17 protein-coding genes are annotated in these 17,117 nt (G+C 67.2%); 5 read left to right on the top strand and 12 right to left on the bottom strand.

Annotated features, from left to right (window positions below):
• Nucleotides 1–300 precede the first annotated feature (300 nt).
• Complete coding sequence (locus ABB28_RS10060) at nucleotides 301–1,206, top strand: aspartyl/asparaginyl beta-hydroxylase domain-containing protein (RefSeq protein ID WP_057508496.1); 906 nt, start codon at nucleotides 301–303, stop codon at nucleotides 1,204–1,206.
• A 16-nt stretch (nucleotides 1,207–1,222) separates the two neighbouring features.
• Here ABB28_RS10060 and ABB28_RS10055 read toward each other — a convergent pair whose 3' ends face one another.
• The 6 genes from ABB28_RS10055 to speE all read right to left on the bottom strand — a co-directional run bounded on the left by ABB28_RS10055 (nucleotide 1,223) and on the right by speE (nucleotide 6,469).
• Nucleotides 1,223–2,212, bottom strand: coding sequence for a PDR/VanB family oxidoreductase (locus tag ABB28_RS10055; protein ID WP_057508495.1), 990 nt, complete (start codon nucleotides 2,210–2,212; stop codon nucleotides 1,223–1,225).
• Nucleotides 2,209–3,519, bottom strand: coding sequence for an aspartate aminotransferase type Ic (locus ABB28_RS10050; protein ID WP_057508494.1), 1,311 nt, complete (start codon nucleotides 3,517–3,519; stop codon nucleotides 2,209–2,211). Before ABB28_RS10050 ends, ABB28_RS10055 begins: the two co-directional genes overlap by 4 nt.
• Nucleotide 3,520: 1 nt before the next feature.
• Complete coding sequence (locus tag ABB28_RS10045; RefSeq protein ID WP_057508493.1) at nucleotides 3,521–3,865, bottom strand: AzlD domain-containing protein; 345 nt, start codon at nucleotides 3,863–3,865, stop codon at nucleotides 3,521–3,523.
• Nucleotides 3,862–4,563 carry an AzlC family ABC transporter permease gene (locus ABB28_RS10040; protein WP_057508492.1) on the bottom strand — a complete coding sequence of 234 codons (702 nt, stop codon included), beginning with the start codon at nucleotides 4,561–4,563 and terminating at the stop codon, nucleotides 3,862–3,864. The genes ABB28_RS10045 and ABB28_RS10040 overlap by 4 nt, the downstream gene beginning before the upstream one ends.
• Entirely contained in the window at nucleotides 4,560–5,384 is an 825-nt protein-coding gene (locus ABB28_RS10035; protein WP_211260381.1) for a sugar phosphate isomerase/epimerase family protein, read from the bottom strand. Before ABB28_RS10035 ends, ABB28_RS10040 begins: the two co-directional genes overlap by 4 nt.
• Nucleotides 5,385–5,614: 230 nt before the next feature.
• The gene (gene speE / locus ABB28_RS10030; protein WP_057508490.1) at nucleotides 5,615–6,469 is read right to left on the bottom strand and encodes a polyamine aminopropyltransferase; all 855 of its coding nucleotides are present in this window, start codon (nucleotides 6,467–6,469) and stop codon (nucleotides 5,615–5,617) included.
• A gap of 176 nt (nucleotides 6,470–6,645) precedes the next feature.
• On the opposite strand from speE, the gene speA reads away from it, so the two are divergent.
• Entirely contained in the window at nucleotides 6,646–8,535 is a 1,890-nt protein-coding gene (gene speA, locus ABB28_RS10025) for an arginine decarboxylase (RefSeq protein WP_057508489.1), read from the top strand.
• A 104-nt stretch (nucleotides 8,536–8,639) separates the two neighbouring features.
• Here the strand turns inward: speA and ABB28_RS10020 are convergent, their stop codons facing one another.
• From ABB28_RS10020 to ABB28_RS10010, 3 genes are read right to left on the bottom strand one after another with little or no spacing between them, the layout of a single operon-like run.
• Nucleotides 8,640–9,962, bottom strand: a complete 1,323-nt coding sequence (locus tag ABB28_RS10020; RefSeq protein WP_057508488.1) for a sensor histidine kinase — start codon at nucleotides 9,960–9,962, stop codon at nucleotides 8,640–8,642.
• Between the two features lie 10 nt (nucleotides 9,963–9,972).
• Nucleotides 9,973–10,635 carry a response regulator transcription factor gene (locus tag ABB28_RS10015; protein ID WP_057508487.1) on the bottom strand — a complete coding sequence of 221 codons (663 nt, stop codon included), beginning with the start codon at nucleotides 10,633–10,635 and terminating at the stop codon, nucleotides 9,973–9,975.
• On the bottom strand, nucleotides 10,635–10,931 hold the full coding sequence (locus ABB28_RS10010) for a PepSY domain-containing protein (RefSeq protein ID WP_083491990.1): 297 nt from the start codon (nucleotides 10,929–10,931) through the stop codon (nucleotides 10,635–10,637). Before ABB28_RS10010 ends, ABB28_RS10015 begins: the two co-directional genes overlap by 1 nt.
• Nucleotides 10,932–11,052: 121 nt before the next feature.
• On the opposite strand from ABB28_RS10010, the gene ABB28_RS10005 reads away from it, so the two are divergent.
• A complete protein-coding gene (locus tag ABB28_RS10005; RefSeq protein WP_123700191.1) occupies nucleotides 11,053–11,502 on the top strand; it encodes a PepSY domain-containing protein in 450 nt (149 codons plus the stop codon).
• Nucleotides 11,503–11,609: 107 nt separating this feature from the next.
• Here the strand turns inward: ABB28_RS10005 and ABB28_RS10000 are convergent, their stop codons facing one another.
• The 3 genes from ABB28_RS10000 to ABB28_RS09990 all read right to left on the bottom strand — a co-directional run bounded on the left by ABB28_RS10000 (nucleotide 11,610) and on the right by ABB28_RS09990 (nucleotide 14,044).
• On the bottom strand, nucleotides 11,610–12,125 hold the full coding sequence (locus ABB28_RS10000) for a hypothetical protein (protein ID WP_057508486.1): 516 nt from the start codon (nucleotides 12,123–12,125) through the stop codon (nucleotides 11,610–11,612).
• A gap of 205 nt (nucleotides 12,126–12,330) precedes the next feature.
• A complete protein-coding gene (locus ABB28_RS09995) occupies nucleotides 12,331–13,545 on the bottom strand; it encodes an NAD(P)/FAD-dependent oxidoreductase (protein ID WP_057508485.1) in 1,215 nt (404 codons plus the stop codon).
• 4 nt (nucleotides 13,546–13,549) lie between these two features.
• Complete coding sequence (locus ABB28_RS09990) at nucleotides 13,550–14,044, bottom strand: lipocalin family protein (RefSeq protein ID WP_057508484.1); 495 nt, start codon at nucleotides 14,042–14,044, stop codon at nucleotides 13,550–13,552.
• Nucleotides 14,045–14,208: 164 nt separating this feature from the next.
• On the opposite strand from ABB28_RS09990, the gene ABB28_RS09985 reads away from it, so the two are divergent.
• Nucleotides 14,209–14,457 carry a hypothetical protein gene (locus tag ABB28_RS09985; RefSeq protein WP_057508483.1) on the top strand — a complete coding sequence of 83 codons (249 nt, stop codon included), beginning with the start codon at nucleotides 14,209–14,211 and terminating at the stop codon, nucleotides 14,455–14,457.
• Nucleotides 14,458–14,577: 120 nt separating this feature from the next.
• Nucleotides 14,578–16,947, top strand: a complete 2,370-nt coding sequence (locus ABB28_RS09980) for a DUF3772 domain-containing protein (protein ID WP_057508574.1) — start codon at nucleotides 14,578–14,580, stop codon at nucleotides 16,945–16,947.
• Nucleotides 16,948–17,117 lie beyond the last annotated feature (170 nt).

Here is a 17,117-nt window from a genome sequence, read left to right as displayed (position 1 = left end):
TTTCGGACAATACCGTCTCACTTATTCGTTATGCGTTATTTATCAACGAGTTGAGGCGTGGATGGCTGCCGCTTCCAGCCAAACCCGAGATGAATGCCAATGTGGGAGTCGTCTATGGCACGCTGCCAATGCCCCGCGGTGCTTGACCGGCGCCGCCCAGCTGCCGACCATTGCGCGTTCCCCGCGCGCCTGGCCGGACCGCCCCTGTCGGCACGTCCCCGTCCCGTGCGTGACCGGCGCGGCTGCGTGCCCGCCCGTTCCCTGCCCACCTGCGTCCGGCCCCCGCCGGAGGAATCGTCAATGATCAAGATCGTGCTGGCCGTGCTGTTCATCGCCTGCGTGCTGTACATCCATTACCGCGGCAAGGTCCGCGCGCGCTGGTCGCGCCAGTTGTTGGACCACTCCAGCTTCATGGCCCCGATCAACGTGGTCATGTACCTGTTTTCCAAGGTGCCAACCACGCCGTTCCTGGATCCGGGCAAGGAGTTCCCGCAACTGGAGCCGCTGCGGCAGAACTGGACCGTGATCCGCGACGAGGCGCTGGCGTTGCGCGATGCGCAGAAGATCGCCGCGTCGAGCAGCTTCAACGACGCCGGCTTCAATTCGTTTTTCCGCCGGGGCTGGAAGCGCTTCTACCTGCGCTGGTACGGCCCGTCGCATCCGTCGGCCAGGCAGTTCTGCCCGCAGACGGTGGCATTGATCGAATCGATCCCGGACGTACGCGCGGCGATGTTCGCCCAGCTTCCGCCGGGCAGCGAGCTGCGCCCGCACCGCGATCCGTTCGCCGGTTCGCTGCGCCTGCACCTGGGACTGAGCACGCCCAACGATGACCGCTGCTACATCGAGGTGGACGGGGTGAAGAAGAGCTGGCGCGATGGCGAATGGATGATGTTCGACGAGACCTACATCCACCACGCGCACAACGAGACCGAACAGGACCGGGTGATCCTGTTCTGCGATATCGCCCGTCCGCTGCGTTTCGGCCTGCCTGGCCTGTTCAACCGGGCGGTGGCGTCCACGCTGCTGGCTGGTGGGGCCTCGCCGAACCTGCCGGGCGACCCGACCGGTGGGGTGAACAAGGCATTTGGCGGCGTATACAAGGTACGGCTGAAGGCCAAGGCACTGCGTGCGCGAAGTGCGTTCGCCTACCACGCGATCAAGTGGGGCCTGGTGGTGGCGGTGATCGCGGGCATCTGGGCGATCTGACGCTGGCCGGGGCGGACTAGATGTCCAGCTCCAGCTGCGTTCCACGGCATCCGGACACACAGGGCAGCATCAGTGATGCATGCTGACGTTCGTGGTCGCTCAGGATGCCATCGCGATGGTCGACGTCGCCGCTGACCACCCGCGTGGCGCAGCTGCCGCAGACGCCTTGGTGGCAGCCATTGGGAATGGTGACGCCGCTGCGCAGCAGGAAGTCCAGCAGGCTTCCCTCGCCATCATGATGGAGCCGTCTGCGCGAGCGCGCCAGCACCACGTCGTATCCCTTGGCAGGCGGGCTGCCGGGCGGGCGCGACGAGGCGCTGAAACGTTCCACATGGACGCGCGTGATGCCAAGCCGCCTGCAGGCCAGCCCGAACGCGTCAAGCATCGGCCCCGGCCCACAGCAGTAGAAATGCGTATCAGGCGGATGCGCCGCAAGCAGTGGCAGCAGATCGGGCGGGCCTCCACGTTCGTCGTCGAACAGGCAGGTGAGCGCGTTTCCCAGTGTATTGAGGTCCTGGAGGAAGACCGCGTCCTGCCGCGAACGCACGCAGTAGTACAGGTGCACCGGACGCTGCCGTGCGACAAGATGCCGGGCCATGCACAGCAGGGGGGTAATGCCGATGCCACCGGCGATGAGCACGCTGTTTTCGGCCTGCTCATGCAGCGCGAACGCATTGCGCGGCAGTGACACCGGCAGCGGATCGCCCTCGCGCAGGTGCGTATGCAGGTAGTGCGATCCGCCCCGTCCTTCGTCAACCCGCAGGATGCCCAGTTGGTAACAGCTCGCATGCTGCGGCGGATTCATCAGCGAATAGCTGCGTGTGCGTGCGCCGGGAAGTGCCAGGTCGACATGCGCACCGGCAGTGAACCCGACCAGCGGAACGTCGCTGGCAGGGGCGAGCTCGACCACGATCACGCGGCTGCTTCGGCGGTGCAGCCGACTCACGCGCGCGGCCTGCCAGACGGACTGAAGTGGCGCTGGTGTGGCGAAGGACGTGGCGTTCATGGGTGGGCATCCGGCGCGGTGGCAGTGGTATCGCAGGCGACGGACGCAGCGTCTGCGCAGGCCAGCAGCACGCACCCGGCGATGATCTCTGCGGCCCGCGCTGCATCGGCAACAGGAAGACGGGAGGGAGCGATGCGCAGGCAGCGGTCCTCGGGGTCGGTGCCGCCACAGTGGGTCGTTCCTGCGGGCGTGAGGCGCACGCCCGCCTGTGAGGCCAGGCTCACCACGCGGCGGGCGCAGCCCGTGGGCAGCCAGAGTGTGATGAAGTAGCCACCCGCCGGTCGACTCCAATGAACGTCACATGGTGTGCGGAGACGTTGCGCGAAGACCCGCTGGACCTGCGCGAAGCGCTGCTGGAGCAGGTGGCCATGCTGCTGCATGTGGCGGGCAACACCGGCCGCGTTGCCGAAGAAACGCAGATGCCGGACCTGGTTCACCTTGTCCGGCCCGATGGTGCACGCCCGCTGCGCTGCCAGCCACCAGTCCATAATCCGCGCACTGCCCCCCAGCAGCGCGACACCGGCGCCGGGGATGGTCATCTTCGACGTGGAGCCAAACAGGAGCACGCGATCCGGATTGCCGGCGGTGGCGCAGGCGTCGTACAGGCCGGGCCGCGCCAACGCCTGCGGGGCGAAGTCATGGATGGCGTAGGCGTTGTCGCAGAACAGCGTGAAGTCCGGCGCGGCGGCGTGCATCGTCGCCAGCCGGCGCAGCACCTCAGCGCTGTAGGTCGCTCCGCACGGATTGGAGTGGCGTGGCACGCACCACATTCCGCGGATGCGTGGATCCTGCGCCACGTGTTTCTCCACCCGCTCCATGTCCGGTCCGTCGTGGCCCATCGGCACCGGCACCAACGCAATGCCGTGGTCGCTGCAGATGGCGAAATGGCGGTCGTACCCCGGCACCGGACACAGGAAGCGGACCTCGTGGGCATCGGACCACGGCGCATGCCCAGGCAACCCGATGCGCCACGCCAGACCGACGGCCGCATGCATCAGCGCCAGGCTGCTGTTGCCGCCGACTGCGGCCTGCGTGGCTGGCACGCCGAGCAACAACGGGGCGAGCAGGGCGCGCAACTGGGGTATGCCCTGCTGCCCACCATAGTTGAGCCAATCCTGGCCGTCCCCGCTGTCAAACGGTGCGGGGCCTGGCAGTGACAGCATCGCGTGCGACAGCGCGATCTGCTCGTCGGAGGGCAGGCCTCGGGTCATGTCAAACGCCACCGGCGCTTTCCGGCAGGCGTCATGCCAGGCGCGCAGTTCATCGAGGCGGTGGCACCCGTCGAGCGAAAGACCGGCGACTTCCATGTCAGTTCCCCATCAGCAGCAGCGCGGCCGCATACAGTGCGGTGCCGGCAAGCAGGGGCATGAACACGCTGCGCCGCCACAGCGCCAGCCCACCGGCCAGCAGCACGACTGACAGCTTCAGCAGCGCGCCGGGTGCCTGCAACAGCGTCCAGGGCGCCTGGAATGAGGAGTCGCCGAACAGGCCGAGGTAGATCACGCTGCCCATCACGGCGGACGCGGCGTGGTGGAGGAACCGGACCACCGGGCTGTCCGGGGCAAGCGCCAGGTGACGGAATATCAGCAACGGGACAGAACGCATGAGGTAGGAGGCCGCCGCGGCGGTACCGATCAGGATCCAGCCGTTCATGCCGCTGCCCTGCGTTGGCAGGTGTCTGCCGCGTACAGCAGGGCGGCGACGCCCAAGGGCACCACCAGCACATGCAGGCTTCCCAGCTGGCTGCCTATCACCGGCGTGAGCGCGAAGCCGGCAACGGTCGCCTGCAGCGTCCGGTTTCCATTGGGCGCGTGGCAGGCCAGCGCGGTGAAATGCACCGGCAGGATGATGGCGATGAGTTGAGCCACTACGACCGACGGCGTAGCGCCCACGCAGTGGCCTGCGGCGGTGGCCGCGATGGCGCAGCCGAGCGTGGCGACGCCGCACCCAAGATAGTAGGCATGCATGTCAGCCGCCCCCCTGCCACATCGGCTGGAGAGGGTGAAGGTGGAGATCGACAACAGCTGGGCCGACAGCAGCGACCGGCCCAGGCTGACATGCTGAAACTGTTCGGCGAGCACCGACGCCATGATCACGAAGCGGAAGTTCACCACGACCGTTGCCACCAGCAGGGCAGCAATGCCCAGCGTGTCTGCCTGCTGGACGATCAAGGCCTGCAGCGGGGCAGCGTGCACGGTGAGGGTCATGGCCGTGGCCTGGAGCAGCGAGAATCCCGCCTTGCTGGCCAACGCGCCGATCGATGAAAACAGGAACATGAAGGTCAGGCAGACCGGCAGCGCGTCACGGCAGCCCTGCAGGAAACTGCTGCGCACGAAAGGCGATGCGTTCATCCTGCGTCCCCCCGGTTGCCACGGAGTGCAGCCAGGCCGCTGAGCTGCTGGACACTGCCCGCCAGCGTGCCGCCACGCGTTTCGAACCCCACCATGCCGCGCCAGCCTGCTTCGATGATGGCAGCGACCAGGGCGTCGAATGGCAGGCTCCCGGCGCCCAGCGGGAGATGCGCGTCGCGGTCCTGGTGGTTGTCACTGAAGGACATGCCGATGATGCGGTTGTGGAATTGCCGGAACATCGCGACGGGGTCCCCGCCGTTGACGTAGGCATGGGAAACATCGAGGAACAGGTGCAGGCCGGGGACCTGCTCCAGCACGGTGGCGATTTCATCGGCGGTGGTGCAGATGTAATAGAAGGGATGGAAGCGGGTGTAGTTGCACAGGTTCTCCAACCAGACCTGCACGCCGCGCGGTGCGGCATAGGCCACCAGTGCGCGAAGGTTGGTGATCAACTGGTGCAGCCCCGCCTGGCGTACTTCGGCAACCAGCCGTGGTTCCACCACACCGCCGCCATGCACGATCAAGGGTGCGCCACCCAGCCGGCTGCAGACATCGACTTCGCGGCACGCATAGTGCAACGCAGCGGTGGCCAGCGCGGGCACGTCGCTGCCGAGGGGAGATTTGAAGTTGCCATGGTAGATCGGCCGCATGCCGGTCTGCTGCATCAGCTCCAGCAAGGCGTCGGTGCGCTCCCGTGGGAAATCCTCCGGGCGTTCGCCGTGCAGGCTTCCATCCACGTACCAGTAGCTGTAACCCTGTTGCAGGGCGCGGGTCAGGCCCGATTCGGCATCCAGGTAGTCCTGCTGGGCGGCCGCTGCCATGAAGTCCGGCCATGACGTGGCGGACGAAGAGGGAGATGCTGCGTAATCGGAAACCGGGCTGCCCATGGTCGGCGCTCGCTGCAGGGTGTGCAGCTACTCTGCGCCGGGTTGAAAACGCCGCATGTAGGTCAACGACGAAAGAAATGGTGGCAGTTCGCCGCCAAGCGCGGTCGGGATGGTTGCCGGGCAGGGCCGAGGTCGCTCGGCCCTGCCCATCATCGTCGGGCCGGTCAGCCCTTCAGCGCAGCCTGCACGAACGGCGGCGTCACCAGCACGCCGGTGTGCAGCGCGGCGGTGTAGTACAGCGTATCGAAGCTCTTTGCCGCCGCGTCGGACTGGCGGAAATCGAACCCGCTCTCGCCCTTGCGCGCCAGGGTCACGCTCCACCAGCCGGTGGGGTAGCACGGCTGCGGGAACGGCAGGGTCTTGAACGAACCGAAGCCGGCCTTGCCCATCTCGGTGCGCATCTCGTTGATCAGTTCCAGCTGCATCAGCGGCGATTCGGACTGCTGCACCAGGATGCCGTCGTCCTTCAGGGCCTTGAAGCAGCTCTCGTAGAACGCCTTGTTGAACAGGCCTTCGCCGGGGCCGACCGGGTCGGTCGAATCGACGATCACCACGTCCACGCTGCCGGCCGGGCAGTTGGCCATGTAGGCCACGCCGTCGTCGAACATCAGTTCGGCACGCGGGTCATCGTTGGAATCGCACAGTTCCGGGAAGTGCTTGCGCGCCATCACCGTGACCTGCTCGTCGATATCGCACTGGGTCACGCTCTCCACGTTCTTGTGCTTGAGCACCTCGCGCAGGGTGCCGCAGTCACCGCCGCCGATGATCACCACGCGCTTGGGGGCGGCGTGGGTGAACAGCACCGGGTGGCTGATCATCTCGTGGTAGAAGAAGTTGTCCTTGCTGGTCAGCATGATGGCCCCATCGATGGTCATCAGGTTGCCCCAGTCGGTGGTCTGGAAGATTTCGATCTTCTGGAACGGCGACTGCACTTCGTCCAGCTTGCCGGTGATGCGGTAGCCGATGGCCGAGCCAGTGCGCTCGAAGTGTTCGATATACCAGTTGCTGTTGTCAGTCATGGAGGAGCAATCCTTTTCGGAGGATGGGACGCCGGGCTGGCGGAAGCGGGGCCGCGTGGCGGTACGCCCGTTCAGGTCCAGGGCAGCGACCACGGGCGCGGGCGCGCATGATAACGAACCCTTCGTCGATCAGGGGTTATCATGCACCCCCTTTTTTACCAACCAGGCCGACTTCCATGACCGATTGGTCCCTCGACCAAGCCCGCAAGACCTACTCGATCCCGCATTGGGCGGACGGTTACTTCGACGTGGATCAGGCCGGGCACATGGTGGTGAGGCCGACCGGGGCCGATGGCCCGGTGGTTTCGCTGCCCGACGTGGTCGATGCGGCGCGCGCCAACGGGGCCAAGCTGCCCCTGCTGGTGCGCTTCCCGGACATCCTGGGCCAGCGCCTGGGCAAGCTGCAGGCCGCCTTCGCGCAGGCCCAGGCCGACTGGGAGTACCCGGGCGGCTACACCGCGGTGTACCCGATCAAGGTCAACCAGCACCGCGGCGTTGCCGGTACCCTGGCCAGCCACCACGGCGAAGGCTTCGGCCTGGAAGCGGGCAGCAAGCCGGAACTGATGGCCGTACTGGCGCTTTCGCGCCCGGGCGGGCTGATCGTCTGCAACGGCTACAAGGACCGTGAGTACATCCGGCTGGCGCTGATCGGCCGCAAACTGGGCCTGCAGACCTACATCGTCATCGAGAAGCCGTCCGAGCTGAAGCTGGTGCTGGAAGAATCCAAGGCGCTGGACGTGAAGCCGGGCCTGGGCGTGCGCATGCGGCTGGCCTCGCTGGGTGCGGGCAAGTGGCAGAACAGCGGCGGCGACAAGGCCAAGTTCGGCCTTTCCCCGCGCCAGCTGCTGGACCTGTGGAAGTCGCTGCGTGACACCGAATACGCCGACTGCCTGAGCCTGCTGCACTTCCACATGGGCTCGCAGATTTCCAACGTGCGCGACATCGCCAACGGCATGCGCGAAGCCACCCGCTACTACGTGGAGATGTCGCAGCTTGGCGCGAAGATCACCCACGTCGACGTGGGCGGTGGCCTGGGCGTGGACTACGAAGGCACCCGTTCGCGCAGCTTCTGCTCGATCAATTACGGGCTGAACTCCTATGCCAGCAGCATCGTGCAGCCGCTGGCCGATGCCTGCAAGGAACATGGCCTGAAGCCGCCGCGCATCGTCACCGAGTGTGGCCGCGCGATGACCGCCCACCATGCGGTGCTGATCGCCAACGTGTCCGAAGTGGAACAGGCGATGGAAGGCCGCGTGCCGGACCAGCATGACGACGAGCCGGCATCGATCCGCCACCTGCGCGAGATCCATTCCGAACTGGGCCAGCGCCCGGCGATCGAGCTGTTCCAGGAAGCGCAGCATTTCCATGCCGAAGGCCTGTCCAGCTATGCGCTGGGCCAGATCGACCTGCCGCAGCGGGCGCGCATTGACGACCTGTTCTACGCCATCGCCCATGCGGTGCGTGCACGCCTGAGCTTCGACGAGAAGAGCCATCGGCCGGTGCTGGATGAGCTCAACGAGCGGCTGGTGGACAAGTACTTCGTCAACTTCAGCGTGTTCGAATCGATCCCGGACGTGTGGGCGATCGACCAGGTGTTCCCGATCGTGCCGATCGAGCGCCTGGACGAGCAGCCGGACCGTCGCGGCATCATCGCCGACATGACCTGCGATTCGGACGGCATGGTGGAGACCTATGTCGGCAACGAGAGCCTGGACAGTTCGCTGCCGCTGCATGCGCTGCGTTCCGGTGAAAGCTACCGGATCGGGTTCTTCATGGTCGGTGCGTACCAGGAGATCCTGGGCGACATCCACAACCTGTTCGGCGATACCGATGCGGTGGAAGTGCGTGCCGGCGCGGGGGGCTATGCGATCACCCAGCAGCGCCGCGGTGACACCACCGATGTGATGCTGGACTACGTGGGCTACAGCCTGGCCGAACTGCGCGCGACCTATGCCGAGCGCGTGGCCGCGGCAGGTCTTACGGCTGACCGTGCGCAGGAACTGTCCGACGCACTGGAAGCCGGTTTGACCGGTTACACGTACCTGTCCGACGAACCGCTGATGTAAGCGGGGCACCCGGTGGTGACGGCCGGTGGCCGTCATTGGGTGGTCACTGATTGACGGCCAGCGGCCGTCACTACCTGCGGCCAGCGGCCGTCACTACCGGCGGTTCACCCCGCCGGCAGCCACAGCGTGGCGCGCAGCCCGGGCTGGGCGTTTTCCAGCTTCAGCTCGCCGCCGTGGCTGGCGGCGATGTCGCCGACGATCGCCAGGCCGAGCCCGCTGCTGCCTTCGCGCTGGTCCAGCCGCACGCCCCGTTGCAGCACGGTCTGCAGCTGGGATTCCTGCAGCCCCGGGCCATCGTCGCGCACCTCGATGCGCAGCCGTTGCGCGTCCATCCAAGCGCCCACCTGCACCTGCTGCGTGGCCCACTTGCCGGCGTTGTCCAGCAGGTTGCCGAGCATTTCTTCCAGATCGGCGGCATCGCCGGCAAAGCGCAGCGCCGGGTCGATGGCATCGCTGCTGAAGTGCACGCCGCGCCCTTGATGTACGCGGCCCATCAGGCGGCACATCGACTGCACCACCGGTGCCACGTCCGCGCGCTGCCGATGATCGACCGCCAGCCCTGCCGCGAGGTAGCGCTCGATGCTGGCCTGCATGTGCGCGCCCTGTGCGCGCACGGTCTGCTGCCAGTCGCCCCCCGGATGTTCGGCTTCAGCTGCCAGCACGCTCAGCGGTGTCTTCAGCGCGTGCGCCAGGTCCTGTGCGCTGGTGCGCGCGCGCGCCACCATGCGCTGGTGGTGGTCGAGCAGGGCGTTGAGTTCTTCAGCCAGCGGCGCGATCTCCGCGCTCAGGCCGCGTGTATCCACCCGCTGGACTTCGCCGCGGCGCACGCCCTCCACCTGCTGGCCCAACCGCCGCAACGGACGCAGGCCGAAGTGGATCTGGCTGGCCAGCACCGCCAGCCAGACCGCGACCAGCACCGCCAGGGCCAACGCGCTGCGCTGACGGAACTGCGCCACCTGGGCCTGCAGGTCGCTGCGATCAAGCGCCACCAGAACCTCCAGCGGCGCCTGCGCGCGGGGCAGGCGCACCTCGCGCGCCAGCACCCGCAGCGGCTGCTGCAGCGGCCCGATGATGTCAGCGGCGATGCCGGCGCTGCTGGCCGCCGGTGCGGCGAGGCTTTCATCCCACAACGAGCGCGACTGCAGCAGCGGCGTGCCGTCGGCCGCGCCGACCTGCCAGTAAGCACCGGAGAACACCCGCTGGAAGCGGGCTTCGTTGGGTTCCTGGCGCAGCACCACGCGCCCATCCGGGTTTACTTCGGCCTGCGCCAGCACGGTCAGCAGGTCCTGTTCCAGCGCCGCATCCAGGCTGTCACGCGCGGCGCGTTCGAACAGGTGGCCAAGCAGCGCGGTGGCCAGCGCCGTGACCAGCAGCAGGCCCAGCCCGCCCGCCAGCAGCAGCCGGTTGCGCAGCGAGGCGCGCTTCATCGTGATGCCCTCATGCCGGCGCCGTCAGCCGCCAGCCCTGGCCGCGCACGGTCTGGATCAGGTCGATGTCCAGCTTGCGCCGCACCCGTCCGAGCAGCACGTCCAATGCATTGGAGTCCGGGTCGAAGCCGCTGTCGAACACGTGCTCGCCCAGCCGCTCGCGGCCGATCACCGTATCCACGTGATGGATGAAGTAGCCGAGCAGGCGGAACTCCTGCGGGCTCAGCGCCAGTTCGCTGCCGTGCAGGCTGAAACGGCCCGCGTTGACATCCAGCTGCAGCGGTCCGCACTGCAGGCGCGGACTGGCATGGCCGGTGCTGCGGCGTATCAGCGCACGCAGGCGCAGTACCAGTTCATCGGGCTGGAAGGGCTTGGTCAGGTAGTCGTCGGCGCCGGCATCGAAACCGGCCAGTTTGTCGTGCCAGCGTCCGCGTGCGGTCAGCACCAGCACCGGGAAGGTGCGGCCATTGGCGCGCCAGCGTTCGATGATGCTCAGCCCGTCCAGGCCCGGCAGGCCCAGATCGACGATGGCGGCCTGCAGGTCTTCCACCTGGCCATGTTCTTCGGCCGCACGGCCATCGGCGAATGCATCCACCACGAAACCCGCCTGCTCCAGCAGGGGCTGCAGGCGCTGCGCCAGGTCGTGGTCATCTTCGGCCAGCAGGATCCGCATCAGTCGTCCAGTTCGGTCTTCAGCAGCTTGCCGTTGCGCGCATCATAGTCCAGCTCCACCACCACGCCGTCGGCGCGCAGGATCTCGACTTCGTACACGGCATCGTCCAGTTCCACTTCCAGCAGCTTGCCGGGATGGCGGCGCATGGCATCGCGCACCACCGCTTCCAGCGGCACGTAACGGCCCTGTTCCACCGCACGCCGCGCGGTCTGCTGGGCATGGTCGTCGCCCGCCGCCACCGGCAGGGGGGGCAGCAGCGCGAGCACGATCACGGCGAGGGTCTTCAACGGATACATGCGCCTATCAATAGCGCAGCGGACTAACCGTTGGCTAACAGCCCGGGCTAAGTGGCTGTTAGGTGCGCTGGGCAGACTGTGTTGGCCGGGCCCGCTGGGGTCCACCATTCCGGAGAACACCATGAACAAGCTGTCCCTGATCGCTGGCGCCACCGTTGCCGCCCTGCTGGGTACCACCGTGGCCGTCACCGCCCATGCCGCACCGCTGGGCCTGGCCCAGGTGGAACAGAAGCTGCGCGACGCCGGTTACAGCCGCATCCATGAGATCGAGAAGGACGACGGGCTGTGGGAAGCCGACGTGACCCGCGACGATGGCCGCTTCCGCGAGGTCTATGTCGACCCGAAGACCGGCGAGATCTTCGACGAGTTCGATGGCCGCACCCAGCTGACCATCGACCAGCTGCTGGCCAAGGCCAAGGAGCAGGGCCTGAAGGACATCCATTCGGTGGAACGCGACGGTGCGACGTGGCAGCTGGAAGCACGCAACGCGCGTAACCAGAAGGTTGACGTGCGCCTGAGCGGGCACGATGGCCGCATCCTGGACAGCGAGCGCGACGGCTGGCTGGATTGATCCCCGCGCCATGAACCCCTGAGCGGTCGCGCCGAGCCGTGCTCGGCGAGCGCAGGGGCGCATCCGGATGTGGACAGGCCGGTCGTTGCGCCGCCGGGCGCGGCTTCTTACCAGCCGAACGGCGGCGGGCGGCCCCAGTAGCCGGGGCCTGGGCCGTAGCTCCCACCGAATCCGCCGCCATACGGGCCGTCCCAGGGGCCAAAGAAGCCCGGCCCCTTGCCTTCGCTGACGTGGATGTTGACGTTGACCCCGCGGGTCTTGCCTTCATCGGTGGTGTAGTTCTTGCTCAGGTTCAACGTGGCCGCGTTGTAGTGGCTGTTGCCGTAGCCTTCGGAATAGCCGATGCCGGTGCTGACGCTGCCGGAGACGCGCAGCTTGTCATCGGTGACCTCGGCGATGCCGTTATCGCTGCCGGCGCGTGCGCGCGGGCCGCTCTTGTCGCCGTAGTAGGTGCCCGGGGCATCCTGCTGGAAGCTGGGATCGTTGAGATAGCGCAGCGGTTCGCTGGGCACGGCCAGGTTCAGGCCGGTGGACGACTGCGGGCCGGTGGCGCCTGCAGCGCTCTGCGCCAACGCGACCGAGGGGGCGCAGGCCAGGCACAGCAGGATCAGGGGGCGGATCATGGCACGACGCTCCAGCAGCGGACGGGGCAGGGCACGCGGGCCCTCATGGCGACGCTAGCAGCTGCTGCTTGAATGATGCCTGTCGTGACGCGTCGACGGTAGTGACGGCCGCTGGCCGTCACGCTTCTGCTGGCACCGCTGCGCTCGCCGAGCATGGCTCGGCGCTGCCGGCATCGTCGGACCTCGCCGGGGCGTGCATCGGCGATCAGCGCTCCAGCCGCTCGAAACCGAACAGCGCCTGCAGCGGATGGCGTCGGCGTTCGATGTTGGCGCGCACCAGGCCGGCGCCGATCATCGAATAGGTGATGCCGTTGCCCCCGTAGGCCATCGCGAACTGCACCCGCGGTCCCCACTGTGCATGCGCGCCGAAGAACGGCAGGCCATCGGCGGTTTCGGCGAAGGTCCCGGCCCAGGCAAACGCCGGGATCGGGTCCAGCGCCGGGAACCAGTGCTTCAGTCCCTTCATGAGCTTCTTCGATTTGCCATCGACGCGGCGGTCGCGGCGTGCCGGGACATCCACCGCATCGTCCAGCCCGCCCAGCAGCAGCCGGCCATCGCCGGTGCTGCGCAGGTACAGGTAAGGGCGCGCGCTTTCCCAGACCATCGTCGTGGCCAGTGCGCCAAGTTCGTCGGCGTGCAGCGGATCGGTGATCAGCGCATAGCTGCTGCGGTTGCGCGCCACGCGCTTGTCCAGCCACTGCTGGTTGGCGTAGCCCTGGGCCAGCACCACGTGCTTGGCGCGGATCTGGATACCGTCTTCGGTGCGTGCGGTGACCCCGCGCGCGGTGGGTTCAAGCGCATGCAGCACGGTGCGATCGTGCACGTGGCCGCCACGCCGCTTGACCCGCTCCAACAGCCGGTAAGTGAGGCAGTAGGGATCTACGCGTGCGGCCTGGCGGGTCAACAGCGCAGCGTCGCCGTCCATCCCCATGCGTTCGCGCAGGGCACCGCGGTCCAGCCAGCGTGCGTCCAGCCCATGCTTGCGGCGTGCCGCGCCTTCTTCGCGCAGTACCGGCACATGGCGCGGCTTGCTGGCCAGGTACACGCTGTCCATCTGCTTGAAATCCACCCCGCGCAGGCCGGCGGTGACCTCGCGCAGCTGTGGCAGCGCCTGCGCACAGGCGTGGTAGGCCAGGACCGCATCGTCTTCGCCGTACTGGCGGGCCAGGTCGATCAGGTGGGTGTCGATCTCATACTGCAGCAGCGCGGTGCTTGCCGCCGTGCTGCCCCAGCCGATGTCGCGCTGCTCGATCAACGCCACTTCGTGGCCGTGTGCGGACAGCTCATCGGCGATCAGGGCGCCGGTGATGCCGCCGCCGACGACCAGCACATCGCAGTGCAGGTCGGCTTCAAGCGGCGGGAAAGCCTGGATCAGTCCATTGCGGATGGACCAGTACGGATACCCGCTCTTCAGGTCCATGGACTCAGGCCGTCGGCTTGCCGGTGTGGGGGGTATCGATCAGTTTGGACAGATCGAAGCCCTGCTGGCGCGCGGTCGCCAGATAATGATCGCGAACGGTCTTGTCCAGGTGCGGCGTACGTGACAACAGCCAGAGATAATCGCGGTCCGGGCTGCCGACCAGCGACACGCTGTAATCGGGGGCGATCTGGATCACCCAGTAGTCGCCCTTGGTGAACGGCAACCAGCGCAGGCCCTTGGGCAGGAAGCTGACCGCGAGTCGCGCGCTGTCGTTGTCCACGACGCTGGCCTCGCCGATGGCTTCTTCGATCTCGCCTTCCATCCGGCAGCGGTTGTGCACGCGGATGTTGCCGTTGTCCTGCAGGCTGTAGTTCGCCGATACATCGGTGCAGGCTTCGGGTTCGTGGCGCATCGGAAGGCGGGCGATCTCGTACCAGGTGCCAAGGTAGCGCGGCAGCTTGAGGTCGGGGACGGTCTTGAGGTCGTTGGGGGTGGTCATGGGGCTCTCGTCCCGGAGGCGGTAGGCCACCTTGCCGCGCCCGCCGCCATGGCAAGGTGAAGCCGCCTTGCCATGGCGTAAGCGCAACACTACGTAGCGGCCCGTGGGTTTATCGGGCTGCCATGCGGGTCCATGCTGATGAACAGTGCCAAGGAGTGATGCCGATGTACCAGGTGATCCTGTTGAAATCCGAATCCAGCTTCGCGCGTGCCCGATGGGAGCAGGTCGAGGAGGTGGTCGACCATGAGGGCGTGGCCTACACGCTGCGTGCCGGCCCCCGCCAGCCGCTGTCCACCGACCACGCCTGGGACCCGATCGTGGTGTATGCCCCGGAAGAGATCCCCGAGGAAGAGTTCCAGGAGTGGTACGCCGCCCAGCAGCCGCAGGTGGAGGAGCTGCGCCTGAAGTACTGATCCGATCCCCACGCGACACGTCGTATAGTCCGCGCAGGCGCGGTGGTCCGCGCATGCCGGTAACGCGTTTTGTCTCTTTCCAGCCTGATCTCCAAGCGCGGTGCCGTCGTCGGCCTGCTGATGTTCCTGCTCCTGGCCTGCACTCCGGTGCTGGCGCAGGCCCCGGCCGAGCTGACCCCTGAGGCCCAGGTAAGCCGGGCCGAGGCCACGCTGAAGTCCGCGCGGGCCTCGCTTGAGGACGCCGAAACGCCCGATACGCTGGCCACCCTGAGCGAGCGCGCGAAGGCGGCCAAGGATGATGCGGACGCCGCCGCCAAGGCGCTGCAGCCCCAGCTGGACCAGCTCAACGAGCAGCTGGCACCGCTGGGTGAGGTAGCCGAGGGCAGCACCGAGGCCCGCGAGATCGCCGTGCAGCGGGCCAGCCTGACCCGGCAGCGCAACAAGCTGGACGGCACGATCAAACGTGCCGAGCTGGCGGTCGTCAACGCCAACCAGCTGGCCGCTGACATCGAAAAACTGCGCGCCAGCCAGTTCAGCGAAGAGCTCGGCCGCAAGGTGGCTTCGCCGCTGTCGCCGGCCTTGTGGAGCCAGGTCGCCGCGACCGCGCCGGCCGATACCACGCGGGTGCTGGCGCTGTACCGGCTGGGCACCAACGCGGTACGCGATGCGTTGAAGCGCGAGGGCTGGGCCCTGCCGCTGCTGGGTCTTGGGGTGGCGCTGCTGCTGTTCTTCCCCGTGCGGCTGTGGCTGCGCGCGCTGGGACGGCGTTATGCGGCCGCCGAAAACGCGCCGCAGGGCCGCCTGCGCCGGACCGGCCTTGCGGTCTGGCTGCTGCTGGTGGGCACGGCGATGCCGGGGCTGGCGGCCTGGGCGTTGATCGCGTCCTTGGATGCGGTAGGCGCCATTCCGCCGCGCCTGCAGACGCTCTCCAACTACTTTGTGGGCGCCACCTGCTTTTCTGCGTTCATCGTCGCGCTGAGCGCCTGCCTGCTGGCGCCAAAACGCCCGTCGTGGCGCCTGCTGGACCTGGATGACACCGCAGCGCGCAACCTGCGCAAGTACGCGTGGAGCGCCGCTGCGGTGAGCTGGATCAGCATCATGCTGGCGGCGGTGGATCGTGCGGCACGTACCAGCGAGATCAACACCATCGCGCTGGACGGGGTGATCGCCCTGATCTACCTGTGTCTGATCATGGCGATGCTGGTGACGCTGTCCCGCCTGCACCGGCGGCAGACCGCCGAAGCGGCCGAGCGCGCTGAAGCGCAGGCCGCCGATTCGCGCGCGCGTGGGCCGGCCCAGCGCAGTGGCTGGATCGTGCTGACCCGGGTGGCGGGCAACGTGGTGGTGGCCGCGGCGATCATCGCCTCGCTGTTCGGTTACCTCAATTTCGCCAAGTTCGTGACTTCGCAGCTGGTCTGGGGCGGCATCGTCGCGCTGACCACCAGCCTGCTGCTCAAGTTCGCCGACGACCTGTGCACCTGGATGCTGCATCCGGACAGCCGCATCGGCCGCACCGTGGTACTGACCACCGGCCTGAGCGCGGCGCAGGTGGAACAGGCCGGCGTGCTGCTGTCGGCCTTCAGCCGCATCGCGCTGGTGCTGATGGCACTGCTCATCTTCACCGCTCCGTTCGGCAATGTCGGGTCGGTGTTGAGCAGCATGCAGACGCTGTCGGATGGGTTCGAGATCGGCAGTATCAAACTGCAGCCGGGCAAGGTTCTGCTGGCCATCGCGGTCCTGCTGGCCGGCCTTGCATTGATGCAGGCCCTGCAGCGTTGGCTGGTGGATACCTACCTGCCGAAGACCGAGCTCGATTCGGGCGCACAGAACTCGATCAGTACCGTGGCGCGTTACCTGGGCATCATCCTTGCCGTGTTGTGGTCGCTGACCGCCCTGGGCATCGGCTTCGGCCAGCTGGCGCTGGTGGTCAGCGCGCTGTCGGTGGGCATTGGTTTCGGCCTGCAGGCGATCACCCAGAACTTCGTCTCCGGCCTGATCCTGCTGGCCGAGCGGCCGGTGAAGATCGGTGACTGGGTGAAGATCGGTGACCAGGAAGGCGATATCCGCCGCATCAACGTGCGCTCCACGGAGATCACGGTCGGGGACAAGTCGACGTTGATCGTGCCGAATTCGGAGCTGATCACCAAGACCGTGCGCAACATGACCATGGGCAGTGCACAGGGCCGGATCCAGATCCAGTTCACGCTGCCGTTGAACGCGGACGTGGCGGCGGTGAAGCAGGTGCTGCTGGATGCCTACACGGCGCATTCCAGCGTGCTGTCCGACCCGGCGCCCTCGGTGTTCATCGATTCGATCGCCGGCGGCCAGGTGGCGATCAACAGCTTCGCCTACGTCTCCAGCCCGCGGCAGGTCTACGGCGCGCGCAGCGACCTGTTCTTCAGCCTGCTGCAGGAACTGGCATCCAGGGGCATCGCGCTGTCGGCACCGACGGACATCCACCTGGTGCGGGATCCTGACGGGGCAGTTTGAGCCTGCGGCTCTTGCTGGAGCGGAAGCAACGGCAAGAGCAACGTCAACGGCAACGTCAACAGCTTGCAGGGCTGTGGGGTAGGTGGGGCGGGGTGGCTGTGCAGGACACGCCGTGAACCCGTCCATGGGGGCTCGCTTTTCGCATCCCTGCGAAAAGACGGTCCTGCACA

The sequence above is a fragment of the Stenotrophomonas chelatiphaga genome (assembly GCF_001431535.1).
Classification (GTDB): domain Bacteria; phylum Pseudomonadota; class Gammaproteobacteria; order Xanthomonadales; family Xanthomonadaceae; genus Stenotrophomonas; species Stenotrophomonas chelatiphaga.
This window is presented reverse-complemented; position numbering and strand designations above follow the sequence as displayed.